Origin of the sequence: Adlercreutzia agrestimuris (assembly GCF_943193125.1) — a bacterium.
In the GTDB taxonomy this organism is placed as follows: domain Bacteria; phylum Actinomycetota; class Coriobacteriia; order Coriobacteriales; family Eggerthellaceae; genus Xiamenia; species Xiamenia agrestimuris.
The window spans coordinates 22,707-47,839 of sequence record NZ_CALPCX010000002.1 but is presented as its reverse complement, the minus strand read 5'-3'; the positions used below and the strand labels follow the sequence as shown (position 1 = coordinate 47,839).

Here is a 25,133-nt window from a genome sequence, read left to right as displayed (position 1 = left end):
TTATGAAAATTACGAGCAACTGGCTTTCAGTCTGTTTTGCAGGAACCGCAAGTATTGCCTGCAATAAAGTTTTGAATATGGATATTATTGCGCCGCTTTCAGTAACGGCACCGCTCTGGCGCGATGTTGTTTTTATTATCGCTGCCATTGTCCCTTATCTTGCAATTTTATGGATGGTCCAAAACTCTCTCTTCCCAAAAGCTGAGGCACTGGCAACCAAGGTTTCCGTAATTACAACGTGTACAGGAGCTTTTTGTGTTGGCTGGTATATGTTTCAACCCATCACGGGAATATTGTGCGTCGGGTTTACTCTATGGGAGCTTGGAGGATTATGGATAAATGTACTCATCATGCTGGCGCTTTGCCAACTTCCAAACGCAAGAAGTGCTGCTTTGTGCATATGCATAGCAAGTCTGTTTGGTGATCTTGGACAAGGGCTTCTTGTGGCATGTAATCAAGAATTTCGCATTGTTGTTGGCACCATATTAATGCTTATTTCGCTTACTCTTTCACGACCTTATGCTTGTCAAAACCTTCTACTGCTAGATCGAGTTAAGAATATCGAAGCTGTAGAATTCACTAATCCTTTTGCATTCATCAGCCCTTTTAATCCTGCTTTTTGTTGTCTCTTCGTTTTTAATCTCGTGTTTGGTATTGCCCTCTCGCTTAATTGCGTCAGTGGTATTCCGGTTGACACCTCTCTTGTTGGCGCAATCGTAGCTCTCTGTGCATTCGTCTGCATTGCATGGAGCAAAAAGCTTGAAAACTATGTTGATCTGCTTGCCACCGCTGCAGCTTTTTTAGTACTAGCAGGTTTGCTCTGCGCCGCAGTATCGCTCTTTATTCCACTTGGAACAACAAGCAACTATATTATCCACGCTGGGGACATCTGTTTTTCCATCATCCGATGCTTAGTTGTTTTTGGCATTGGCATGCGCAACAGATTAGGAGCATTGCGCGTTATAGCGTGGAGTTCTATTTTTACTGGTTGCGGAACTCTCGTAGGAACCTATTCTGGGCATGTCGTGAATAGTCTTGTAGGCTTAAATGATACGCTTGCCTGCGGATTCCTCTGTTTTATGCTGCTCTCATTTTTAGCGCTTTCTTTTGTCTGGCTCTCAAAATATAGCTTCCGCGCCGTTATATTTGGGGTTGAGCCTCTTAATCATACTCTGCCAATTGAGTTGCCAAAAGACACAACTTCCAACTCAAAAACACTCGATGAATGCTGCTCAGAGCTTGGCGCAGAATATGGCCTCACAAAACGCGAGATTGAAATATGCGCATTGCTTGCCAAAGGACGCAACGGACGCGCCATTAGCGAACAGTGTTATCTGTCATATAACACAGTCAAGACGCATGTTAAACATATCTATATGAAACTTGATGTCCACTCCCAGCAAGAACTCATTGATTTAGTTGAGGACATGATCACCACTTCATCTGCGCCAGAAACCGAGCACGCAAATAAAACGCAACCCACCTCAATAACTAGCTGCGAGCATAAAGCGCACGAAGCTTAAGCTGTTGGATTGGATTAAGCCTCACGCCGTTGGTCAAATATGCCTGAAAGCTGCCATACTGCCGTTCTATTTCGTCGAAGAATGCATGCAAATACGCAGGTCGGGCCTCTAAAAAAGACATCAGTATTGCCAGCTCATGCTCAGTCATGCCCGCACTTAGTCCTTCAGCTTCTTCGCGTATATAATCCGCATTAATTTCGTTAGTGATGAGATAATCCTGCATAATGTCATCGTCATGCACGTCGCATGCTTTCATGATGACCGCACAAATCACACCCGTGCGATCCTTACCATTCACGCAATGGATCAGTGCTGGTACTTGTTCTGCAGCAAGCGCACGTAATGCGCGTCCTATAAGGGGATACTCCTGAACATATCGCCTATAATTCGCAATCATACGCTCTTCGGGTACGCCATATTCGCCAATAACGCCAGCCGCAAAACGCTCGTTGGCGCTCTTGCGGCGACGCGTTGTAAGCGGTTCAAGCTGAATGGTTTTCGCCCCCACCAAATAGGGCTCCGGAGCCGCATGCACCTCCCATTCATTACGAATGTCATAAATGGCTTGAATACCTATTTGTGAGGTCATAAAACGTGCTTCATCTGGTGAAATATCAGTTAACTGTGCAGAGCGAAACAGGCGAGCTCCCGCAAGAGATCCACCGCCCAACGCACGCATGCGAAACCGTCCGAGCACCTCATATTCGCTCACGGCAACACCTCAAACGCAAAACCTGACACAAGCGAGGAAGCTTCGCCGGTCTTGCTAAGTGCGCGTACTTTGAGAAGATAGCAACCAGCCCTTTGAGGGGTATACTCAAAATTCCAGGTCAGTCCTACGTCATCTCGAGAATCTTCAGTGGAATAACCCGTCCAAGTCACGCCATTATCCAAGCTGAATTGAATTTGCGCAATCCCATGCTCGAAATCATCAACGTAGCCCTCAAAAATGATAGGTTCGCCCACATGATGAACTTCGGTAGTCACCTTTGCTTGCTTCTCGCTCACCCGCACTCCCCTTTACGCTTGTTCACCCAACGTCTGCAACGCGCATCCAAGCGCAATGAATTCATCCAGGTCAAGCGTCTCGCCACGTCGTTTCGGATCAATATGAGCTGCCTGTAGTATCTCTGGAAGCACGCGTAAAACGTGCGCGCCTTGCGCTCCTCGTCCCGAAAAATATGTCTTGCACGAATTCGCAATGGTTTTACGGCGTGTGGCGAAAGCAGCATCGGCCATTTGCGCAGCACAGCGCAACGTTGCTTTTGAAAGTGGCTCTCCTTGCGCATCCGTCAAGGTGCGACGATCAAGCTTTATCACACTACTCTCAACGCGTGGTGGGGGAAAGAAATTCTGCGGGCTCACTTGAAAACGCCCTGCTACCTGAGTATAGAGGCGAAGCTTTACCGTATAAGCACCATAGTTTTTGCTGCCAGGCGTTGCCGACATACGATCCGCAACCTCTTTTTGCACCATAACCGTAGCAGAATTGATTTCTTCAAAGCGCTCGAAGTAGTCAAGCACGATAGTTGCCGCAACAGCATAGGGTAAATTTGCCACCAGTTTATTTGGAAATGGAGTGGTATCCACCGTGGCTAAAGCAGGGCTTGTAGCAGCCGATGCAGCAGTTAGCTGTGCGGCGCATGTAGCAATCTCGTCGGCGCTTACCTGGAGCGCATCAGCCGAAATGAGCGCAAAATGATCTGCCCACGGTGCTGTGGTCTGTGCCAGCACATCCACCAAATCCTCGTCACGCTCAATAGAAACAACCCACCCCGCTCGCGTAAGCAATGCAAGCGTGAGCGTACCTATACCAGGACCCACCTCTAAAACACCATCGGATGAATCCAGCTCGGCAAGACTGACAATTTTTTGCACAATAGCATCATTGACCAGGAAATTCTGCCCAAGTGAATACTTCGTGGATAGTCCATGCAATTCCAACACAGCACGCGTAGCTTTAACGCTTGCAAGCGGCGACAAACTAGGCATGCACATCCTCCCCCACCTTTGGGAATATACCCGTAGGCGTTTGCATCAGGTACTCAGAAGCGGGAGATACGCGACCCCCACAGAGCGCACCCACTTCATCCATAAGCGCCCCATCGGGACGGATAAGTCCTACCCAATCGTGAACCGTCTCAAGGCGAAATCCCGCAACCGCCAAAGCAGAACGAGTTTCACTCACCAAAGCGGCAAAACCATGCGGGTCTCCACCTTCGCCCACAACAAACAAATCACACGGGCGCTTACTCTTAAACATATGCGCGTAATAATAAGGTTGCAAGCGATCAAAAAATGCCTTGAGCTGCGAAGGGGCGCCCGAAAAATACACCGGCGAAACCACCGTCAATGCCTCCGCCTCATTTAACAGCGCACGCACGCGAACCATACCATCAGCAATCACACAATAGAGTGGATCTCGACCATGAACACGCAGGTTTTGCTCACACACTAAACACCCTGTGCACGACGCAATATCTACACTTGCCAAACTGACGAGATCAACTTCGTCACCTTGCACACGATATGCATCTGCCAGCGCCTCAGCAAGCGCTGCACTTCTCCCTAACGCTCGGGGAGATCCGCAAATAATCAACCGACGCATATAGTTCTCCTCACACTCTTTAAGCTTCCTCGCGCTGCCCAAGCAGCCTATTCGCATTGTGAAAGAGTTGCGCCAAAAACTCCTTGCGTGCCTGACCGGGCGCGCAATCGCGCACATTCGCCAACTGTGCTGCAGTAAAAATCGTATGCGCCGGCTCGCATGCCATACCACGCATGGGCTCAGGAGTCATATAGGGCGAATCAGTCTCTGTAAGCAACCTCTCAAGCGGAACGCACCGAGCCGCAGCGCGCACCTCATCGGTTGACTTAAATGTCAGCGGACCGCCAAAAGCAATATAGCAACCCGCTTCCACCCAAGGAGCTAACATCACTTCGTCCAATTTGAAGCAATGCAAAAGCACGCCCGCCTGCGGAAAGCCCTCTTCACGCATGATTGCAAGCGCCTCATCATGCGCTTCGCGAAGGTGCAACACAACGGGCAGCCCGAGCTGGTGCGCAACACGCAGCTGGGCGCGAAATACGCGCTGCTGATCTTCGCGCGGAGAAAAGTCATAATGATAGTCAAGACCAATTTCTCCAATTGCACACACGCGCGGGTCACGCGCTCGCTCAATGAGTTTCTCTTCAAGCGTCCGGTCATAGTGCTTGGCATTATGGGGATGGCACCCAATTGCAAAGCGAACCTCAGGCAAAGCTAGGGAAGGTGCATCCTTGACGCTTTCTGTATCTGACCCATCCCGTGCCGCACTTTGTGCAGCCCAAACCTTAATTGCGCTCACCGTTTTCGCTGGAAGCGCCTGCGCTCCATAGGCTTCATAGGCGCTTTGCGCCAGCGGATAAACCAGCTGTGCCGCTGCATCATGTGCGCGCATTACGTGATCAAAGGTGTCGGGATCATCTTCCCATACATCAACAATATCGCAGATAAAATCAACGCCGAAAACCGCCGCCTTCGCAAATGCCGCCGCAGGAGATGCTAACAGCTGCACATGTGCATGCGTATCCGCAACGGCACCTTCTAAGGCAGGAATAGGCGGTTCCACCACACGAAACTTGCCCTTTTTTCGTTTCTGACGAAAGAGTGCATCTTCAAATAGCGGTTCGCCCGAAAAACGATCTACGCCCGCATTACCACAGGTGCCGACCGCAGGTTCTTCCTGCATTGCATTGGCTTGCGAGTTATCGGACTCTTCCATGAGTTATTCAACCTCAAGAGCAATGGCATCCATGTCAAGACGCGGGAAGAGCGGATCCCCAATCTCAACTGCATTACCAGCAGGAAGTTGTCCCCACTGAGAAACCGCTTCAATATCGTCAACCTCAGTGATATTACCCAGCGACAAACGCTTGAAAACCTCAGCTGAGGTGTTGGGCATAAAGGGCGCCATATACAGCGCTATGATGCGAATGGCCTCAAGGAGGTTATACATGACATATGCCAGCTCATCGGCTTTTGCCTCATCTTTGGCAAGCGTCCACGGAGCTGCCTGCTCAACATAGAGATTTGCCGCATTCGCCAACTTTTGAACTGCCGCGGCTGCGCCCGTGAAATCAACTTGTCCCATGCACGCGTCATACTCAGCATACAACTCATCGGCAACAGCTTTGAGAGGATTGTCTACCCCTTCAAGCTCAAGCGGAGCCACAGGAACTTGACCGTCAAAGTATTTCTTTGTCATGTTGAATACGCGACTCACCAGGTTACCCCATGTGTTCGCCAAATCTGCGTTATATACCTGCACCATACGCTCAAGCGAAATTGAACCGTCGTGACCAAACTGAACATCGCTCATAAAGTAGTAGCGATATGCATCCACGCCAAAGATTTCCACCAATTCAGCGGGCTTTAGGGCGTTGCCTTTTGACTTAGACATCTTTTCGCCCTTGGTAAGCAAAAAGCCGTGACCAAAGACGGTATGCGCAATAGGAAGCCCGGCAGCCATGAGCATGGCCGGCCAGATTACACAGTGAAAACGCGTGATATCTTTGCCAACAAAGTGGTATTGCATAGGCCATCGTGCATCGAATTCACCCGGTCTATCAGGATCGCCATAGCCAATGCCGGTCAAATATGCCAATAGCGCATCTGCCCATACATAAGCCACATGACCCTCATCAAAAGGTAGGGGTACACCCCAATCAAAAGTGGAACGCGAAATGGAGAGGTCCTTAAGACCACCCTCGACAAAGGTCACAATCTCATTGCGACGTGTTTCTGGGCGAATGAAATCAGGGTGCTCTGCATAAAAATCAAGCAGCGGTTGCTGGAATTCAGAAAGCTTAAAGAACCAGTTTTCTTCTCCCCCTGCCTTTTGGACAGGACGCTTGCAATCCGGGCATACCAGCTGGCCTTCTTCGTTTTTCTCAAGGTCGCTTTCCGCGTAATACGTTTCTTCGTGCACGCAGTACCAGCCCTCATAGGAGTCTTTATAACAGTAACCCTTGTCATAAAGATCCTGCCAAAACTTTTGCACCGTGCGTGCGTGGCGCGGTTCCGTTGTACGCACAAAGTCAGTGTAGGTAATATCAAGCATATCCCACGCATCGCGAAATGCCGGCTCCATTGAGTCGCACCACGCCTGCGGTGTCAAATCATGCGAAGCGGCAGTGTCGGCAACCTTTTGCCCGTGCTCATCCATACCAGTCACAAATGCAACATCATAACCATTCATGCGCTGGTAACGAGCAACGGTATCGGCGGCAACGGTCGTATAAGCAGTGCCCAAGTGTGGCGCCGCATTTACATAATAGATAGGAGTAGTAAATGAGTAGGTACCTTTTGACATGGTGCTTCCTTTAGAATCAGGGATATTCGGCGCATAATTGTACCATGAGCACGCCTTCCTCACACACCTCACACCGCAGCTTTGGGCGTCTATCACACGTCAACTACCCATAACAAACATACAATCTGAGACACACACGTTATGCGCTTTTGGTGACCAGCCAAATTAACACCACCTCACTTCGTATAATATGCGGATGCGAATTTTTCGCCCGACATATCAAACTCACCAACGCATGATGGATGCCGGAAGCGTTTCACCACTATATGCGCTGATCAGCTGTATACTAGCTTGCGTTTTAGCTCTCTATGGTTTTAACGCGCACGCGTTTGAGTTGCACTACGCATACGCAGCCGAAGAAGACACACAAGAAACCTCAGATGAAACTCGCATTGAAGATGACGCAGACAAAGCGCCTGTTACCGGCAGCAATCCGGACACAACCGTACCAGACGACATTGATCCGCTCACACAAGAAGTAGAGCGCACCTCGCAAGAATACGATGAGGCCACCAAGCGTTTAGCCGAGATTGAAACGCAAATTGAAGAAAACGAAGCATCGCTTGCAACCATGCGCGAAGACCTCCCCGAGCAACAAGAACGCGCCGCAAGTGCCTATCGTGCGCAGTATGAGCTTCAACAAGAAAGTCCCAATATTATTGCGCTCTTTTTAGGTGCAGAGTCGCTGCAAGACTTCATTCGCAACTTCGTCTATCTTGATCACATTCAAGCGCACAATGCTGCAGAAATTGAGCGTCTGCAAAGCCTCAAGGAAGATCTTGAGACAACCCAAGCAAACTTGGATTCCGCGCGCGATGAAGCGGCAGCCGAAAAAGAATCAGCCGAAAGCGCCCTCAAAGCCGCACAAGAAGCACGCGAAGAAATGCAGCGCCGCGCACGTGAAGAAGCGGCGCGCCAAGCAGCCGAAGCAGCAGCGTTAGCCGCTGAAGCTGAAGCAGCGCGCGAAGCAGCCGAAAAAGCTGCGAAAGAAGCCGAAGAGGCAGACAAAGACGCCGACGAGTCCAGCAACGACGATGAAGAAGACGATCCAACCAAGGATGAGAACTACATAGCGCCTCCCACCAGCGCCCTAGAGCCACCCAGCGACGATGGTGCAGACTGGAGTATGGGCCGAGATGCCTTTATTGCCGAGTGGAGTACGCGAATAAACAACTATCTTGCTGGATCACCGCTGTCAGGCTATGGCGAAGCTTTTGCCACTGCTGCATGGAGCTATGGTGTTGACCCGCGGTGGTCACCTGCAATCTCTAACACCGAGTCATCCAAAGGTGCGTATTGTTTTGAACCCTACAATGCCTGGGGCTGGGGCAGCAATAATGGTTGGACCAGCTGGGAACAGGCAATTGATGCACATGTTCGCGGGTTGGCGGCAGGCTATGGGTATACCATTACCGTTACAAATGCACAGAAGTATTGTCCTCCGAACTGGGAAAAGTGGTATATCAACACCTCTAATCAGATGGCGCTCATTTAGGGATAAACCTCACGCGAGGTCTCAAACAATCTCCCCTAGCGCAATTTCGCGCGGCGCTCTTTCCAATCAGGCATAAACGCATCCATGAGCGCATGAAATTTCGGCCCATGACCGCGTTCGAGCAAATGACACAGCTCATGCACCACCACGTACTCTAAGCACTCAGGCGGATACAGCGCAAGACGCACATTGATGCAAATGCGCCCCGTAGCAGGCTGACAACTTCCCCACCGACTCTTCATGTTGCGATACGCCACGGTTTTCGCCTTAACGCCCATAATAGGCTCCCACGCCGCTATGAGCGCAGGCACGCACGCTGACACCACCTCACGCCAGCTGGCAATATCTTCAGGCGAGGCGCTTTCAGCTTGTGCCATCGGAGATTGGCGAAGCACAGCGCGCTGCTTTTCAATCCACGATTTATGCGTGCGAACAAAGCGTGCTATCTCGCCTTTTGAAACCGATGCTGGAGCCGAAACCACAACCACCTCACCCGCATCAGCAAGGCGCATGTGCACCCCTCGTATTCGTTTTCTCACGAGGCGAACACGAATACCATCCACCTCATACTCTTGTGGAGGCGAAACTATTGCCCCATGACCTGCACGTTTGCGATCACGCGCGCCCGAATGCGTGCCGGTGCGACCATGCGCGCCCGGATGCGCACCTGTGCGACCGCGCATCACTTAGCCCTCATCCTCAAGAGCAATAGCATAAGCATCATTACGTGAAATACCAAACTGCTCTGCAAGGTGTTTTGCAATTTCTTTCTTGCGCACCCCTTGGGCACGCAAGCCAGCAGCAACCTGACGCGCATCTTGCTGAGCAAGAGTCTCGTTTTCATGCTCCTCTGCAGAAGAAGGCCCATCAACCACCAGGACGATCTCGCCTTTGATCTGGTTTGATTCGCCACGTGCTGCAAACTCTTGTGCCAGCTCAGGAAGACTCATGCGGACAATCTCTTCGTGAAGCTTTGTGAGCTCTCTGCACACTGCCGCCTCGCGATGCGGAAAAGCTTTCGCCAATGCCGCCAATGACGAAACTACCCGCTTGGGGCTTTCGTAAAAGATGAGCGCCGCATCAAGTGGCGCCAAACTTTGCAACAGTGCTTGTCGCTGAGTGTCTTTGCGCGGAAAGAAGCCACCAAAATAAAAGTTCGTGTTATGCGTTCCGCTTGCCACATAAGCCGTAGCTGCAGCAGTAGGACCAGGCAACACCTCCACCACACCGCCCGCAGCGCGCACCGCCTGCACCAAACGCATACCAGGATCAGAAACCCCTGGCATACCAGCATCTGAACAGTAAGCAATCACTTCGCCAGCACAAACTCGCTCAGCTATTGCTTCAGCGCGTTGAGACAAAAGCGCCTCATCCAAACGCTCGAGACGCTTCTTGATACCCAGCGCTGTCAATAGTTTTCCTGTTACGCGCGTGTCCTCGGCGCAAACCACGTCTGCACAGGCAAGCGCTTCGCGCGCACGAAAAGTCATGTCACCTAAGTTGCCAAGCGGCGTCGGGCATATGATCAGCGCGCCTGCCTCGTACGTTTGTGGCTGATGCTGGATAGAGGACGCAAACTCCTTAGCGTCATAAGCGTGAGCTGTGACGCTAGTCGAAGTAGTTGGCGAAGAATCGCTCATGAAGGTAGCTCCTGGTTATGCTAGACGCTTACTCAAAATGCTGCGAGTCCATGATAGCGCACTGCGACAGCTGCCGGGTTGTGGCGCGCGGGAGGCGGCTTCGATCCGCCAATGCGAGTGCGCACCTTCCACCGGTCGCCCCCTCGCTGGTTGCAGCTCCTCGCAGGCCGTACAGCCAACGCTTTCTGCGGCATTTCTATACAAATCGGGAACAAACTGCCACAACACTATGGGGCATCTGATCAGGCATTATGCTTCATAATGCCTGATCAGAGCTCATGGCAGCTTCTGCCCGATTTGTATAGAAATCGAGCGATTTCGCGCTCAATTCCGCGCCCGTTGTCGCGCCTGGCTCCGCGCTCAATTCCGCGTCCGGCTCCACGCCCGATGTCGCGCCTGGCACGCCGCACGCCGCACGCTGGCTGCGCAGCTGCTTAATCCACCTGCGTTTCGCTCACTTCAATCTCCAGCGCACCGCCATCTTGCGTGGACGCCTGTCGCGTTGAAGCAGCCACCTGCGTGTCGCGCTCAACACGCGCTACCTGCTCCTTTTCTGACAAGTTCGCCTTAGCTACACTAATCATAAGCTTAATGCGGTTGAGCTGGTTTACCTCAGATGCACCCGGATCGTAGTCGACTGCCACAATATTGGATTGCGGATACTGACGTCGTAGCTCCTTGATAACTGCCTTACCCACTACGTGATTCGGCAGGCAAGCAAACGGTTGCGCACATACAACATTGGGCGCACCCGTGCGAATAAGCTCAACCATTTCAGCTGTGAGCAGCCAGCCCTCACCCATGGAGTTACACAGAGACAATACCTGACTTGCGTAATCTGCCAGTTCATAAATATCAGCTGGCGGCTCAAAGCGACTTGACGCCTTCAACGCATTAGTTACCGGAGAGCGGAACTTCTCAACCACTTTCAAAGCAATGCGACTTCCAAGGGCTCCCTTAGCGGATCTACCAAGCGGATCTTTTTGGAAGATGCCGCCCGCAATACCAAAGAGGAAAAACTCAATGAGCCCCGGCACAACCGCTTCGCATCCTTCGTGCTCAATTACGTCAACAACCTGGTTGTTTGCTGTGGGATGGAACTTTACTAAAATCTCGCCAACCACACCAACACGCGGCTTTGTGCCTTCACCTTGCAGCGGCAGCGTATCAAAATCCTCAACAATGCGCTTTACTGTTTTCTTAAACTCAGAGCGCTTGAGACCGCGCGTCAGTTGCTCGCGACAAGTGCTCATCCATTGGTCAAACAAACGATTGGCACTACCTGCTTCCACCTCATAGGGACGCGTGCGATACAAACACATCATCAGCAGGTCACCATACATAAGCGCATAAACTGCTTGCAAAAGCATTGCAGGCGTAATCTTAAAGCCCGGATTATCTTCGCCTAAATCTTTAAATGACAACGCAATGACGGGAATGTGCTCAAGCCCAACCGAGGCAAGCGCCTTACGAATAAGCGAGATATAGTTCGTTGCGCGGCATCCGCCACCTGTTTGCGTAATGATAACCGCCAGCTTGTCGGTGTCATACTTGCCCGACATGACCGCTTCCATGATCTGGCCGGTGACAAGGATTGAGGGGTAGCAAATGTCGTTGTTGACATATTTGAGACCCGCATCCACTGCACCGTGATCAACCGAAGGCAAAAGTTCAAGGTTATACCCATTGCGATGGAAGATCTCAACGAGCAGGTCAAAGTGTATAGGAGCCATCTGCGGGCAGAGAATGGTATAGCCAGCATCTTTCATCTCTTGCGTAAATTGCGCACGCGGAAACTCGGTAGTGGTTCCTTCGCGCTGCTTAATGCGCTCGATGGTTTCAGGAGAAGCCTTTTCGGTGAAGGTTTCAGGTGCTTCAATTAAAATGTCGAAGTTTGCAGCAGGACACGCATGAGGCGAAAGCTGCTCTTCGGCGCGCTCGTCAGCCTGGTTTTTCAGAGCCGCCAACAAACTTCTTACGCGAATGCGCGCGGCACCCAAATTTGAAACTTCGTCAATCTTTAAGACGGTATAGACTTTGCCCGCTGCCTCCAAAATCTCTTGCACTTGATCAGTAGTTAGAGCATCTAAGCCGCAACCAAAACTGTTGAGCTGGATAAGATCTAAGTCTTCACGCTCGGTGGCAACCTTGGCAGCTGCGTAGAGGCGCGTATGATACATCCACTGGTCAACAAGACGAATAGGACGCTCAAGGGTGCCCAAGTGAGCAATTGAGTCTTCAGTGAGAACCGCCAGGCCAAAACTGGTCAACAGCTCAGGAATTGCATGGTTGATCTCAGGGTCGTTGTGATACGGACGGCCTGCCAGCACAATGCCGTGAGTGCCTGTCTCTTCCATCCATGCAAGTGTCTCTTCGCCCTTTGCGCGAATATCACGCTTGAACGCTTCGTCTTCTGCCCAGGCGGCCTCCACCGCGGCATCAATATCAGCTTGCGTCGGCACATTTCCCTGTGCATCGCGCATGAGTTCGGGGTGCTCTTCTACCAGCTCAACATAGAGTCGCTTCTTCAGATGCTCCTTTTGGTCATAGGGCAACCAGGGGTTTAAGAACGGCATCTGAGAGGTCTGCAACTCATCAATGTTGAGACGCAGCGCTTCAGCATAACTTGCCACAATAGGACAGTTAAAGTGGTTTCCTGCGCCTTCGTCTTCTTGGCGCTCCCATTTTGAACACGGGAACCAAATAAAGTCTGGACGCTTTTCCAGCAAGTTCATAACATGACCGTGGCTCAGCTTAGCGGGATAGCACACACTCTCAGAAGGCATAGACTCAATGCCTGCCTCATACGTCTTTTTCGTTGACGGATCAGAGAGCACCACGCGATGACCCAGTTCAGTAAAGAACGTAAACCAGAATGGATAGTTCTCATACATATTGAGTGCACGCGGAATGCCTACCGTTGGACGCGTTGCCTTTTCAGCTGAAAGCGGCTCATAGTCAAACAAACGGTGAGATTTATACGTAAAAAGATTAGGTGTTGCATTCGACTCATCAAAGGTGCCTGCACCTTTTTCGCAACGATTACCCGTAATAAAACGGCGATGCTTGCCCGTGCGCTCATCTTTGCCAAAGTCATTTACTGTCAGCAGACAGCTATTTGAGCAGCCCTTACAACGAACCGTCTTGTGCGTAGGAGAAAGCGTTTCTATCTGCTCAAGGGTCAAAAGCTCAGACACTGGACATTCCACTTCAACTTGAGAATCCAGCATGCTGAATGACTCTGCGCGATCCGCGCGGTTTTGCAGTTTATGCGCCTGCACTTGATAGCGATCGCGCGCCAATAAAGCAGCGCCGTATGCACCCATGTTGCCTGCAATATCAGGACGAACAGCATTAACTTCAGAAAGCTGCTCAAATGCGCGCAAGACAGCATCGTTTAAGAAGGTGCCACCTTGCACAATGACCTTTTCGCCCACATCATGCGGGTCACGAATTTTAATAACCTTAAAAAGCGCATTCTTAATAACCGAAATGGCCAAACCGGCAGCAATATCGCCCACCGTTGCGCCTTCTTTTTGCGCCTGCTTCACGCGAGAATTCATAAATACCGTACAACGGCTTCCCAAGTCTACGGGGTTCTTTGCCTCAATAGCAGTCTGCGCAAACTCAGCAACATCAAGATTGAGACCAGTGGCAAAGCTTTCAATAAAGCTTCCGCAGCCTGATGAGCATGCCTCATTGAGCATGATGTGCTCAATGACCCCATCTTTGACACGCAAGCATTTCATATCCTGTCCGCCAATATCCAAGATGAATTCAACGCCAGGCAACATCTCTTGTGCGCCGCGCAAGTGAGCTACAGTTTCAATTTCACCAGAATCAATGTGAAGTGCTTCAAGCAAAAGATGCTCGCCATACCCTGTTACGGTAGCGTGACCTATAGTGATAAGCGATTCACCTGTTTGCGAGTCAACGGGCATATCGTTATACAACTGAGAAATGGCTGCTTTTGCGCACCCCAACACATCTCCTTTGTTGGAGGCGTAGTGAGACCAGAGCAGACGCCCCTGATCGTCAATCAGCGTTGCCTTAAATGTGGTTGAGCCCGCATCAATACCCAAAAATGCCACACCCTCATACTCAAGAAGGTTTGCTCGCTCCACTGTCTCTTGCGCATGGCGCGCATTGAACTCAGCGTACTCCTCTTCATTGGCAAAAAGAGGCGCCAGACGAACTACCTCAGAGCCTTGGATGTCGCCCAAGTTACGCAGGCGCTCAAGCACGTCAGTCAAGCGCTCGGTTTTAACCGTCTCGCTTTGTGCGCCCGCAATGGCACAACCACTTGCCACAAACAGATGCGCGTTATCGGGAACAATGATGGCATCATCGGTCAACTCAAGCGTTTCATAGAAGCGTTTACGCAGTTCAGGCAAGTATTGCAGCGGACCACCCAAGAAAGCAACGTTACCGCGAATGGGGCGACCGCACGCCAAGCCTGAAATGGTCTGCGTAACGACTGACTGAAAAATTGACGCAGCAATATCTTCTTTTTTCGCACCCTCATTAAGCAGCGGTTGCACGTCAGTTTTGGCAAACACACCACAGCGGCTGGCTATGGGATATATCGTGGAATGGCTTTTCGCCAACTCGTTCAACCCACCCGCGTCGGTGTTCAAAAGAGCTGCCATCTGGTCAATGAATGCACCTGTACCTCCGGCACACGTACCGTTCATGCGCTGCTCAATTCCCTGGTCAAAATAGATGATCTTGGCGTCTTCGCCACCCAACTCAATAGCAACATCGGTAGTAGGAATAAAGGTTTCAACAGCGGTTTTAGAAGCAATAACCTCTTGTACAAACTCAACGCCTAACCACTGCGCTAAAAGCAAACCACCTGAACCGGTAATAGCAATGGTCATGACTTGGTCACCAAAATCTTGCGCTGCTTCAGCAAGCACTTCGACAATAGTTGCACGTACGTCAGCATGATGGCGACGATATACTGCGTATTTAATTTCATGCGCAGCATCCAAGATAGCTAGCTTTACCGTGGTTGATCCCACGTCAATACCCAGATGAAGTGCATTATCAGATGTTTGCGTCGTGAGAGTTTCAGTTTGGCTCATATCTTTCACTTCCATAACTATATTCTTCGCCTAAAGAGCAATAGGTTCGCCGGGTTTAATAAAGAACAGTCTCAAAGCAATCAGCGCCATCTCTTCGCTTGATTCATGCATCCCTGTTTCAATCCAACGCGTAATCACGCCAAGATACGCAGCAGCATAAAAAGAGACGTAGTAATCTACAAAGGCATCATGTTCGTTGGCATAGTGCTCATGCAAAATTGACCAAACAAGCTTCGAGCACACACAGTCCTTAAGACGCGGCCCAAACCCTGGATCTCCGCCAGGGCCAAGCATTGCGTGCAGAAAGTCTCCTTGTTCGCGCAGGTAATCAAAGAGCTCAACCAAAAACGGAAGGGGCTTTTTAAGCAGACGCAATTTCACCAAATCCATCATGCCGAGCTTTGCCAGATCATCCTGAAAACGCGTCAAATCAAAGAGAATCTCATCTTCAAAGGCACGAAGCAGGTCGTCTTTATCTTTGTAGTGATTGTAAAAGGTACCGCGATTCAGATCAGCGCGCTCGCATAGATCATTTACGGTAATGGCATCAATGCCAATCTCTTCAGTAAGCGACACCAGCGCCGTACGCAAGGCTCGCTTTGATCGGGTGATGCGCCTGTCTTGGAGGCTTGTAGCATCAAATGCTAGTACGGTTTCCAACCCATCCCCTTCGTGTCGGCAGCTATAAACTTCTATTTTCAACACTACGCACATTATTGAACAGAGTGTTGAATAATGCTATCCTCATGCTCCTTTTCCACAAGAACAACCTATTTGCGCAAGTCTACGGGTATACTAAAAATCATGGAGAGCCAAAGACCACATACTGCCAAAAAGCCGACACCGCGCAAAGACGCCTTGGGCTACAGCGCTCAAACGCATACCAGCACCACTCCTTGGGGCCGAGTTGCAGCTCTTATAGGTGGCGTAGTGATCTTAGTTGCGCTTATTACGTTTATCAGTGCACCAGGTTCACTCGATCAAACTGATAGCTCATCCAACCCAACCGAAAAGAACCAAAATACCGAACTAGCTGGAACTTCAGGACGCGTGTCATTTGTAGCAGTTGGAGACAATCTGCCCGACATTACCATAGCCGAATATGCTGACGCATGTGATGGTGAAGTGGGCGATGGTGCCTATGACTATGCTCCGCTTTATGCACCACTTAAGCCACGCATTGAAGCTGCTGATCTTGCTTACGTCAAAGAAGAGACTCATCTGGGTGGTGATGAAATTGGTCCGCGTGGTTGGCCTTCGTTTAATACGACTGACTCCATGGCAGATGCCCTTGTAGAAACAGGATTTGACCTGGTTGCCTCCGCAACAAACCACTCCTATGACTGGGGAAATTATGGCGCAGTTGAACATAGTCGCACAGTATGGAACGCCCAACCTGTCACCTTTACCGGTACGGCGTCCTCTCAGGCTGAAGCCGACGAAATAGCCACTGTTACCTGCAATGACATAACCTTCGCACTGCTTGATTACACCTATGGAGTAAATGGCTTTGAGCAAACAGATCTACCCGCTTATGCGGTGAATTTCATAGATGAAGAACGCATCCGCTCAGATGTAGCTCGCGCTCATGAAGTTGCTGATGTGATATTAGTTGCAATGCATTGGGGCACTGAAAACCAAACCGAGCCTGATGAAGATCAGCTCTACTATGCCAACCTGCTCACCGAACTTGAAGTTGATGTGGTTTTGGGGTCTCATCCGCACGTAATCGGACCGCTTGAGTGGATGCAAAGCGAATCTGGTCATTGGACACTGGTGGCTTATTCGCTCGGAAATTTCATCTCACACCATGATGCACCTGCCCCACTCAACGAACTTGAAGGAATGCTCAGTTTGGATTTTGTTCGCGGTGACGATGGCGAGATAACCGTGCAAAACGTGGAATGGACGCCGCTTATCAACCATACGCAAGAGGGCGCTTATGCTGTCTACCCTCTTGATGACTACACTAATGAGCTTGCGTTTGCTCATGAAAAGCTTGGCGAGCTGGAAGACCCCCTCACCTGGATGCACGACACCACAGCTGAGATCATCAACAGCCGTGGTGGCAGCTTTACTATTACCGATTAACCATCCATAGCAAGGCTTTGGCAAATATATCTGTCCTTGCCTACCTAACTGATAACCGATTTTCGTCATGCTGACCCAAATCACCCCTTATAATGACGCGTTATAATCTTTTGAATTTGAGTGTCATTTTTGTATTCGCACGTCATGAGGAGTTCACATGCAGATTACGCCTGCTGAAATTGCTGAAACATTAGCCATGGTAAGCAAACAGCACCTTGATATCCGTACCATTACCTTAGGCCTAAACCTACGCAGTTGCACTGATGCCGACATCAACGTGATGGCTCGCAAAGTGTATGACCGCATGACATCGGCTGCCGAAAAACTTGTTCCCACCGCTGAACAGCTTGAGCGCGAATTTGGCATTCCGATTGTCAACAAACGTATCTCGGTTACTCCTATTGCTGAGATTTGCGCAGCTTGCGAAGCCGAAGACCTCACACCGATAGCGGTTGCCATGGACAAAGCTGGCAAAGAAGTAGGCGTTGATTTTGTTGGCGGTTTTTCAGCACTGGTGCACAAAGGCGCAACCGCTGCTGATCTTAAGCTCATGAACTCCATTCCGCATGCTCTTTCGGTTACTGACAACGTTTGCTCTTCAGTTAACGTTGGTTCCACACGTGCGGGCATCAACATGGATGCCGTGCTCAAGATGGCTCATATTATCAAGCAAACAGCCGAAGCTACAGCCGATAGACAATGCATTGGCGCAGGTAAACTTGTTGTTTTCTGCAATGCTGTAGAAGACAACCCCTTTATGGCAGGCGCTTTCCATGGCTCAGGCGAAGCTGACGAAGTCATCAATGTCGGCGTATCAGGCCCGGGTGTTGTACGAGCTGTCTTAGCTGATTTACCCAAAGATGCAGACCTGACCACTGTGGCTGAGGCAATCAAAGCAACCGCTTTTAAGATCACGCGCGCAGGCGAATTAATGGCACGCGAAGCGTCAACACGCCTGGGCTACCAGCAAGGCATCTTAGATCTCTCTCTTGCCCCTACTCCCGCCGAAGGAGATTCAGTAGCCGAAATTCTTGAAGCCATTGGTGTGGGCCAATGCGGAGGTCCAGGTACCACCGCTGCTTTAGCAATGCTCAATGACGCCGTTAAAAAAGGTGGCGTTATGGCTTCTTCTTCAGTCGGCGGTCTTTCAGGTGCTTTTATTCCGGTGTCTGAAGATGCTGGCATGATTCGCGCAGCTGAAGATGGCGCGCTTTCCATTGAAAAGCTTGAAGCTATGACGTGCGTTTGTTCCGTGGGTCTTGACATGATTGCAGTTCCAGGCGATACCTCAGTTGAAGCCATTTTTGGCATTATTGCTGATGAATGCGCCATTGGTATGATCAACAACAAGACTACCGCTGTGCGCATCATCCCTGCTATTGGTAAGGGAGTTGGCGAACAATTAGATTTTGGTGGCCTTTTAGGATATGCACCTGTCATGCCCGTCAATCCCTTCGCTGGAACCGTTTTCGCGCATCGCGGCGGCAAGATTCCAGCGCCGCTTAATTCGCTTAAGAATTAGCCCTTACCACCACCAACATACCCCTCACAGTAAAGGAGCTGACATGGGATTTCTAACAGGTAAAACCGCAATCATCACCGGAGCTGGCTTGGCCAAGCTTAAAGACGGATCTCCTGGTGCCATTGGATATGGCATTGCTATCGCCTATGCAAAAGAAGGCGCAAACCTTGTTATCACAGGTCGCAATGTGGCTAAACTTGAAGGCGCTAAAGAAGAACTTGAGCGCGAATATGGCATTGAAGTGCTCTGCGTTCAAGCTGACGTTAATGCTGGAGCAGATAATAAGGCAATAGTTCAGCATGTCATTGATAGCGCTGTTGAAAAATTTGGTCGCATTGACGTGCTTGTCAACAACGCACAAGCCTCTGCTTCAGGTGTTACGCTTGCCGATCACACAACCGACCAATTTGACCTTGCCATTTACTCAGGTCTTTATGCAACGTTCTATTACATGCAAGCATGCTACCCGCACCTTAAAAAGACGCAAGGTTCTGTTATCAACTTCGCTTCAGGTGCTGGCCTTTTCGGCAACTATGGACAGTGCGCTTATGCGGCAGCCAAAGAAGGAATCCGTGGTATGTCACGCGTAGCGGCAACCGAATGGGGCCCAGATGGCATCAACGTCAACGTCGTTTGTCCTCTTGCATGGACAGCTGCGTTGGAAAACTTCCAAGAGCAGTATCCTGATGCCTTTGAGGCCAATGTGCACATGCCTCCTATGGGCCACTATGGCGACGTTGAAGCCGAGATCGGCCGAGTCGTTGTGCAACTTGCCAACCCTGACTTTAAGTTCATGAGTGGCGAAACTCTCACGCTCGAAGGCGGCATGGGTCAGCGCCCGTAAGCTCAACCCTTGGCTTAAAGCATGCAAAAGCCCGCCCAGATGGAATGATCTGGGCGGGCTTTATCTTTAAGGGAGCCCAAGCACTTTGAATGCTTAAGCGCCTTTGAAGCTATTTTGCCACGATATTAACCAGGCGTCCGGGCACAACAACAACCTTCTTAACATCTTTACCTTCAAGGTCAGCAGCCACCGCTTCGCGAGCAGCAGCCTCAACCACGTCATTGTCGGCATCCGCGGCAACGGTAATACGCGCCTTTACCTTACCATTAACTTGTACAGCAAGTTCAACTTCGTCTGCTTTTGCCAACTCAGGATCATACGTTGGCCATGGTTGGGTGTGAACTGATTCCGTATGCCCAAGCGCTGTTTGCCACAACTCGTCTGCCCAGTGCGGTGCAATTGGCGCCATAAGCTTTACGAGCACCTCTGCTACCTCACGATCAAAGGTGCGCGAGAATTCCGAAGCCTGACGCTCAGATGCTGAACAGCGACGTACATAATCACCAACTGCATTAGACAACTCCATAATGGCCGCAATAGCGGTGTTGAAGTTATTGCGCGCGAAGTCATCAACAACCTTACCAACTACGCGATGGCGTTCACGGACCAGCGCATCAAGCGAGGCTTGCGCCTGCTCAGGCGTAGCGCCTTCCTGGTATAGCGTCTCTTCGCCCGCATCTCCTACGAGGTCAAACACTTGGCGCCACACCCTATTGAGGAACTTATACATGCCAGCAAGGCCATCTTCGTTCCAAAGCTTCTCTTTGTCGGGCGGCCCCATAAAGAGCATTGCTGCGCGTACCGCATCTGCGCCATAACCAGCAATCATTTCCTCAGGAGAAACCACATTACCCTTAGATTTGCTCATCACTTCGCCATGAGCATCTAGCACCATACCTTGGCAAAGCAGATTCTCAAACGGCTCATCAAATGCAAGCATCCCTTCATCACGCAGCACCTTAGTAAAGAAGCGACTGTAAAGCAGATGCAAAATGGCATGCTCGATACCGCCAATATACTGATCAACCGGCATCCATTTATTTGCCTTCGCCGGATCAAAGGGTAATTCTTCATTGTGCGGATCGGTATAACGCATGTAATACCAGCTTGAACACGTAAAAGTATCCATCGTATCAGTTTCGCGCTTTGCGGGCTTGCCACACACCGGGCAAGTTGTATCAGCGAACGCCTCATGGGTGGCAAGCGTTTCGCCCGCCGCCAAATCAATGTCCTCCGGAAGCAAAACTGGCAACTGATCAGCAGGAACAGGCACAACACCGCAGTGCTCACAATGAATTGCCGGGATGGGATTGCCCCAATAACGCTGACGGCTAATCAGCCAATCGCGCAGGCGGAACTGCACACTGCGACGACCGCGACCTGTTTCCTCAAGCGTTTTTACCACTGCCTCTTCACCAGGCGAATGCTTTCCTCCTACCAAACCCGTGTAAGGACCTGATTGCACAAGATAGCCCTCAGCATGGTAGGCTTCCGGCCAATCAACCGACGTCACTACGCGCGACTCTTCATCCTTTAACTGCGGATAGAGCGGATCATCCTCGGGCAAAATGATAGGAATGATGGGCAAATCGTATTTGCGCGCAAACTCAAAGTCACGCTGGTCGCCGCACGGAACCGCCATAACAGCACCCGTACCATAATCAGCAATAACATAGTCAGCAACCCAAATAGGCACACGCTCACCATTGATAGGATTAATGACATATCTTCCGGTAAACACGCCGTGCTTTTCGTGATCGCCTTGGGCGCGCTCGAGCGCAGAGATCTTTTTGGCAGATTCTACAAGCTCCATAACGGGTTGCTCGTACTCGGTTCCTGCAACCAGATCATGCAAACCGGCATATTCTGGTGCGAGAACAAAGAAACTGCAACCAAAAAGCGTATCGGCTCGCGTTGTAAATACCGTGATAAGTTCAGGAATATCTGTAGCTTCCTCGTCCTCACGCGGCACCAGCTCAAAATCAACCTCGGCGCCCTCTGAGCGACCAATCCAATTTGCCTGCTGTTGCTTTACGCGCTCAGGCCAGCCTTCCAGTTGATCCAGATCATCAAGCAATTCCTGCGCATAATCGGTAATCTTTAAATACCATTGCGTCAGATCGCGCTTTTCAACCTCGGAGTTGCATCTCCAACAGCGTCCCTCAATGACCTGCTCATTAGCCAAAACAGTGGCGCAATCAGGGCACCAATTTACCGGGCTATTGCGGCGCTCAACTAAACCGCGCTCCCACATCTTCAAAAAGATCCACTGACCCCAGCGATAATAATCCGGATTGCATGTCACAACAGTACGATCCCAGTCATAGCTAAAGCCCATGCGCTTGAAGCTTGCCATTTGCGTATCAATATTTTGATAGGTCCATACCGCTGGGTGCGAATGATGCTTAATGGCAGCATTTTCAGCCGGCAGACCAAACGCATCCCAGCCCATGGGATGCAAAACGTTAAACCCTTGCATACGACTATAGCGTGCAATCACATCACCATAGGTATAGTTGCTGACATGTCCCATATGAATATCACCTGATGGATAGGGGAACATCTCAAGCACGTACTTTTTGGGCTTGGTTGATTGTTCGTCAACCTTATACAGATCTTGTTCAGCCCACGCCTGCTGCAGGCGCGGTTCAATTTCATGCGGATTGTAGGGTTTCATAATGAAAGCTCTCTTTTCCCAGGTGTCAAATTCAGAATGCTCATATTATAGTAATTGCGAAACATCGTGCACGCACACGCCGAAAAAAAATCGTGCCAGCTGCACCTTCGCACCACCAAAGGAGTCAAAGTATGTTCGTTGAGACACCTATTACTGTTCGCTATGGCGAAACCGACATGATGGGCGTGGTCTATCACGCGAATTATTTACTGTATTTTGAAGATGCACGCATTGATTTTTTGAACCATCTCAACTTTTGTTACAGCGAACGCATTGAGGGCGCTGGCTTTATGAGTCCCATACATGAAGTGCAAATCAAATACCACGCTCCCCTGCGCTATGGAGAACGTGGTTTTGTACGTACCTCTCTGGTTAAAAACCAACCGATGCGCACGATATATCACCAAGAGGTATACCGCGAAGGCATGACACCAGGAATAGATTCACCTCTGGTGGACGCCTATATAACCGTATGCGTTGTTGAGCGCGAGACGTTCAAGTTAGTCAACGCCAAAAAGACGTTTCCTGACTTGTACAACGCTTACGCATCAGCACTTGAATCCAGTGAAAGTGTATGATCTGCTTTTTGACCCCACACTTGAAGCTGAGAGACAAACGCGGGCGAAAAATCGTTGTCGCCCGCTACCAATACCCGAAGCGCCGGGAGCGACGTCACATCAAGATAGGTGAGGTTGCAGTTGTCGCAATAGAGCTCAGCGATTGTGGCTGACTTTGCGGTGTCAAGCTGCAAACCAGAGTTATAGCCACAGATCAGCACTTCAATCTTTGGAAAGCTTGTCAAATTAAGCGATGCGAGCATATTTGTGCCGCAATCCAAATAAGTAAGAGAAGCAGCCTGTCCAGTGATGCTCGTCAAACGATTGTTGGCGGCATATAAGCGCTCAAGAGCTGGATAGTTTGACACATTAAGCGTACCAAGCGCCTGGTTGGCAACATTTATCTCACGCAGACAAGGTGCTGTGCCTGACAATGTTGCAAGTTGCGCTTTGCCTGAAGCCTTTTTGGCGTCACGCTGGCAGGTAAACGTAGTCAGATTTGTTGCGCCCGATAAATTAAGCACGCTCAGCGCATTATTGTTGCAGGTTAAAGAGGTGAGCGAAGAAGCCTTTGTCAAGTCTAATCCAGTCAGATTGTTGTCACTACAATTAAGCGTCTGCAAAGAAGTCATGCTTGTCATAGGCAGCGATGACAAAGCATTATACGAGCAATCCAACTCTGTGAGTTTTGCCGCTGTTCCCGTAATACGTGAGATCTGGTTTTGCGCACAATGAAGAGTTTGCAGTGCAGGATAGTTATCCAGATTCACTGTAGTGAGCTGGTTTTTTGTACAATTCAGCTTTATTAGCGACGCAAGATTGCCCGTAAGTGTTGTAAGGCGGTTATTGTTGCAGTCAACCGTGCGAAGTGTAGGGTATTTCGACAAATCAAGCTGTGCAAGACGATTTGACGCACAATTCAAGTATTCAAGCGGAGCTGAAGTTGGCAGCACAAGAGTTGTGAGGTTATTAAACGAACAATCCAAATTGCGCAATGATGTGCACTGACTCACGTCAAGCGTGTTGAGTCCTGACAATGTCACGACCTCTTGCTTGGTGCTTGAGGTAGTTGGATAAGTAGTGACCTCCATGGTGGTGTAACCGACGCCGTTGAGCTGCACGCTCACTACGTTAGCTCCTCCAAGCGTAGCAGGAATGGTCACCTTTTCATCTTCACCATTGTAACCAGTAATATAGGCGCCATACCCCTGGTCCCCTGTCTTAATAGTGTAAGTAAGCGCAGTAGGAGCTGTTGTGGTGTCACTTGGAGTTGACGGTTGCGAAGGAGTAGATGGTGTTGAGGTTCCTGGTTTTGTCGTCGTACCCGGTTTGGTTGTCGACGTACCTGGTTTCGTAGTAGACGTACCTGGCTTTGTAGTGGACGTGCCTGGTTTCGTGGAAGGGGTTTCCGGCTTTTTTGTTACCAGACCATCGGCGCCAACATATTGATTGCCCACCATCTCGTTGCGCGCCATGATGCCATTGCTCTTGAGATAACGCCCATCAATCCACGTATTTTTCACCATAGCACCTGATGAAGCAAAGAAATATTTGTTGTTTGAAAGAGTCTTCCAGCCAACAGCCATCTTGCCCGTTGCAGGTTCTAAGTAGTAGCGAACACCCGACAGCTCAAGCCAACCATGTATGCGTTCGCCTGAACTTCTGAAGTAATACCACGAACCATTAATCTGCTGCCATCCATTCTTCATGGCTCCGCTTCCAGGTGTGAGGTAGTAATAATTGGCACCAATTTTTGTCATACCTTGCGCCATATATCCACCAGATTTGAGGTAGTACCACGCACCACTTGACTGAATCCACGAAGACTCTGCCATTGCACCTGACGAAGCAAGCCAGAACCAATCAGCACCAACTTTTAGCCAACCAGTTTGCATGGCACCGCTGCTTGGGAGTAGGTAATACCATACGCCACCCACCTTTTGCCAGCCGGTTTGCATAGCACCGCTGCTTGGCGCTAAGTAGTACCACACGCCACCAACTTTTTGCCAATTGGTGCACATACCCCCGTTGCCTGGCTGCAAGTAATACCACACGCCACCAACTTTTTGCCAGCCTTCCTGCATCCAGCCGCGCGCATCAAAGTAATACCACGTCCCAGAAATCTTCTGCCAACCAGTTGCATATCCGCCACGCGAATAAGCATACCACCAGCTCGTTCCTGATTTCTTCCATGTGCCAGCCTGAGCAGCATAAGCAGGCGTTGGATCTTGAGCAGCCGTAGTTACTGCAAGTGCTGATGCACCGGTAAACACGCCAACCCCTAAAGCAAGACTCAGCAACACCGATGTCAAAAAACGTTTTGGCTGCGTTGACACAGTATCC

General features: G+C 50.2%; 18 protein-coding genes. 6 read left to right on the top strand and 12 right to left on the bottom strand.

All coding sequences use genetic code 11. The features are described from left to right. Window positions 1-2 precede the first annotated feature (2 nt). On the top strand, window positions 3-1,523 hold the full coding sequence (locus NFR28_RS03395; RefSeq protein ID WP_251178429.1) for a helix-turn-helix transcriptional regulator: 1,521 nt from the start codon (window positions 3-5) through the stop codon (window positions 1,521-1,523). Here NFR28_RS03395 and NFR28_RS03390 read toward each other — a convergent pair. Genes NFR28_RS03390 through metG form a run of 6 tightly spaced genes read right to left on the bottom strand, consistent with a single transcriptional unit; the run spans window position 1,492 to window position 6,877 of the window. Beyond that, a complete protein-coding gene (locus NFR28_RS03390; RefSeq protein ID WP_251178428.1) occupies window positions 1,492-2,235 on the bottom strand; it encodes a tyrosine-protein phosphatase in 744 nt (247 codons plus the stop codon). The two genes, NFR28_RS03395 and NFR28_RS03390, sit on opposite strands and share 32 nt — an antisense overlap. Then, entirely contained in the window at window positions 2,232-2,531 is a 300-nt protein-coding gene (locus tag NFR28_RS03385; protein ID WP_251178427.1) for a hypothetical protein, read from the bottom strand. The genes NFR28_RS03390 and NFR28_RS03385 overlap by 4 nt, the downstream gene beginning before the upstream one ends. Before the next feature lie 12 nt (window positions 2,532-2,543). Further along, on the bottom strand, window positions 2,544-3,515 hold the full coding sequence (gene rsmA / locus NFR28_RS03380) for a 16S rRNA (adenine(1518)-N(6)/adenine(1519)-N(6))-dimethyltransferase RsmA (RefSeq protein WP_251178426.1): 972 nt from the start codon (window positions 3,513-3,515) through the stop codon (window positions 2,544-2,546). Continuing rightward, a complete protein-coding gene (locus NFR28_RS03375) occupies window positions 3,508-4,131 on the bottom strand; it encodes a flavodoxin family protein (RefSeq protein WP_251178425.1) in 624 nt (207 codons plus the stop codon). Before NFR28_RS03375 ends, rsmA begins: the two co-directional genes overlap by 8 nt. Before the next feature lie 19 nt (window positions 4,132-4,150). Continuing rightward, entirely contained in the window at window positions 4,151-5,287 is a 1,137-nt protein-coding gene (locus NFR28_RS03370) for a TatD family hydrolase (RefSeq protein ID WP_251178424.1), read from the bottom strand. A gap of 3 nt (window positions 5,288-5,290) precedes the next feature. Beyond that, a complete protein-coding gene (gene metG / locus NFR28_RS03365; protein ID WP_251178423.1) occupies window positions 5,291-6,877 on the bottom strand; it encodes a methionine--tRNA ligase in 1,587 nt (528 codons plus the stop codon). A gap of 196 nt (window positions 6,878-7,073) precedes the next feature. Here metG and NFR28_RS03360 point away from each other — a divergent pair, with 196 nt between their 5' ends. Next, window positions 7,074-8,372, top strand: a complete 1,299-nt coding sequence (locus NFR28_RS03360) for a coiled-coil domain-containing protein (protein ID WP_251178422.1) — start codon at window positions 7,074-7,076, stop codon at window positions 8,370-8,372. Between the two features lie 35 nt (window positions 8,373-8,407). On the opposite strand, the gene NFR28_RS03355 is transcribed toward NFR28_RS03360, so the two are convergent. The 4 genes from NFR28_RS03355 to NFR28_RS03340 all read right to left on the bottom strand — a co-directional run bounded on the left by NFR28_RS03355 (window position 8,408) and on the right by NFR28_RS03340 (window position 15,759). Further along, a complete protein-coding gene (locus NFR28_RS03355; protein ID WP_251178837.1) occupies window positions 8,408-9,055 on the bottom strand; it encodes a M48 metallopeptidase family protein in 648 nt (215 codons plus the stop codon). 3 nt (window positions 9,056-9,058) lie between these two features. After that, the gene (rsmI, locus tag NFR28_RS03350) at window positions 9,059-10,012 is read right to left on the bottom strand and encodes a 16S rRNA (cytidine(1402)-2'-O)-methyltransferase (protein ID WP_275556961.1); all 954 of its coding nucleotides are present in this window, start codon (window positions 10,010-10,012) and stop codon (window positions 9,059-9,061) included. 434 nt (window positions 10,013-10,446) lie between these two features. Then, window positions 10,447-15,114: a 2-hydroxyacyl-CoA dehydratase gene (locus NFR28_RS03345; protein WP_251178421.1), complete on the bottom strand. Its 4,668-nt coding sequence runs from the start codon at window positions 15,112-15,114 to the stop codon at window positions 10,447-10,449. Between the two features lie 15 nt (window positions 15,115-15,129). Beyond that, a complete protein-coding gene (locus tag NFR28_RS03340) occupies window positions 15,130-15,759 on the bottom strand; it encodes a TetR/AcrR family transcriptional regulator (protein WP_251178420.1) in 630 nt (209 codons plus the stop codon). Window positions 15,760-15,903: 144 nt separating this feature from the next. On the opposite strand from NFR28_RS03340, the gene NFR28_RS03335 reads away from it, so the two are divergent. The 3 genes from NFR28_RS03335 (at window position 15,904) to NFR28_RS03325 (ending at window position 19,556) form a co-directional block, all read left to right on the top strand. Further along, the gene (locus NFR28_RS03335) at window positions 15,904-17,190 is read left to right on the top strand and encodes a CapA family protein (RefSeq protein ID WP_251178419.1); all 1,287 of its coding nucleotides are present in this window, start codon (window positions 15,904-15,906) and stop codon (window positions 17,188-17,190) included. A 157-nt stretch (window positions 17,191-17,347) separates the two neighbouring features. Then, window positions 17,348-18,712 (top strand): PFL family protein, encoded by a 1,365-nt coding sequence (locus tag NFR28_RS03330; RefSeq protein ID WP_251178418.1) that lies wholly within the window; start codon window positions 17,348-17,350, stop codon window positions 18,710-18,712. Window positions 18,713-18,755: 43 nt separating this feature from the next. Continuing rightward, window positions 18,756-19,556, top strand: a complete 801-nt coding sequence (locus tag NFR28_RS03325; protein ID WP_251178417.1) for an SDR family NAD(P)-dependent oxidoreductase — start codon at window positions 18,756-18,758, stop codon at window positions 19,554-19,556. A gap of 109 nt (window positions 19,557-19,665) precedes the next feature. Here NFR28_RS03325 and leuS read toward each other — a convergent pair whose 3' ends face one another. Then, window positions 19,666-22,233: a leucine--tRNA ligase gene (gene leuS, locus NFR28_RS03320; RefSeq protein ID WP_251178416.1), complete on the bottom strand. Its 2,568-nt coding sequence runs from the start codon at window positions 22,231-22,233 to the stop codon at window positions 19,666-19,668. A 131-nt stretch (window positions 22,234-22,364) separates the two neighbouring features. Here leuS and NFR28_RS03315 point away from each other — a divergent pair, with 131 nt between their 5' ends. Then, entirely contained in the window at window positions 22,365-22,811 is a 447-nt protein-coding gene (locus tag NFR28_RS03315; RefSeq protein WP_251178415.1) for an acyl-CoA thioesterase, read from the top strand. Here NFR28_RS03315 and NFR28_RS03310 read toward each other — a convergent pair. After that, window positions 22,775-25,126 carry a leucine-rich repeat domain-containing protein gene (locus tag NFR28_RS03310; RefSeq protein ID WP_251178414.1) on the bottom strand — a complete coding sequence of 784 codons (2,352 nt, stop codon included), beginning with the start codon at window positions 25,124-25,126 and terminating at the stop codon, window positions 22,775-22,777. The genes NFR28_RS03315 and NFR28_RS03310 overlap by 37 nt on opposite strands. Between the last annotated feature and the right edge of the window lie 7 nt (window positions 25,127-25,133).

What these genes read in the sequence shown, in the direction of transcription:
- NFR28_RS03395 (WP_251178429.1), top strand. Translation starts at nt 3, where the DNA reads ATGAAAATTACGAGCAACTGGCTTTCAGTCTGTTTTGCAGGAACCGCA.
- rsmA (WP_251178426.1), bottom strand. Translation starts at nt 3,515, where the DNA reads ATGCCTAGTTTGTCGCCGCTTGCAAGCGTTAAAGCTACGCGTGCTGTG.
- NFR28_RS03375 (WP_251178425.1), bottom strand. Translation starts at nt 4,131, where the DNA reads ATGCGTCGGTTGATTATTTGCGGATCTCCCCGAGCGTTAGGGAGAAGT.
- NFR28_RS03370 (WP_251178424.1), bottom strand. Translation starts at nt 5,287, where the DNA reads ATGGAAGAGTCCGATAACTCGCAAGCCAATGCAATGCAGGAAGAACCT.
- metG (WP_251178423.1), bottom strand. Translation starts at nt 6,877, where the DNA reads ATGTCAAAAGGTACCTACTCATTTACTACTCCTATCTATTATGTAAAT.
- NFR28_RS03360 (WP_251178422.1), top strand. Translation starts at nt 7,074, where the DNA reads ATGCGAATTTTTCGCCCGACATATCAAACTCACCAACGCATGATGGAT.
- NFR28_RS03355 (WP_251178837.1), bottom strand. Translation starts at nt 9,055, where the DNA reads ATGCGCGGTCGCACAGGTGCGCATCCGGGCGCGCATGGTCGCACCGGC.
- rsmI (WP_275556961.1), bottom strand. Translation starts at nt 10,012, where the DNA reads ATGAGCGATTCTTCGCCAACTACTTCGACTAGCGTCACAGCTCACGCT.
- NFR28_RS03345 (WP_251178421.1), bottom strand. Translation starts at nt 15,114, where the DNA reads ATGGAAGTGAAAGATATGAGCCAAACTGAAACTCTCACGACGCAAACA.
- NFR28_RS03335 (WP_251178419.1), top strand. Translation starts at nt 15,904, where the DNA reads ATGGAGAGCCAAAGACCACATACTGCCAAAAAGCCGACACCGCGCAAA.
- NFR28_RS03330 (WP_251178418.1), top strand. Translation starts at nt 17,348, where the DNA reads ATGCAGATTACGCCTGCTGAAATTGCTGAAACATTAGCCATGGTAAGC.
- NFR28_RS03325 (WP_251178417.1), top strand. Translation starts at nt 18,756, where the DNA reads ATGGGATTTCTAACAGGTAAAACCGCAATCATCACCGGAGCTGGCTTG.
- leuS (WP_251178416.1), bottom strand. Translation starts at nt 22,233, where the DNA reads ATGAAACCCTACAATCCGCATGAAATTGAACCGCGCCTGCAGCAGGCG.
- NFR28_RS03315 (WP_251178415.1), top strand. Translation starts at nt 22,365, where the DNA reads ATGTTCGTTGAGACACCTATTACTGTTCGCTATGGCGAAACCGACATG.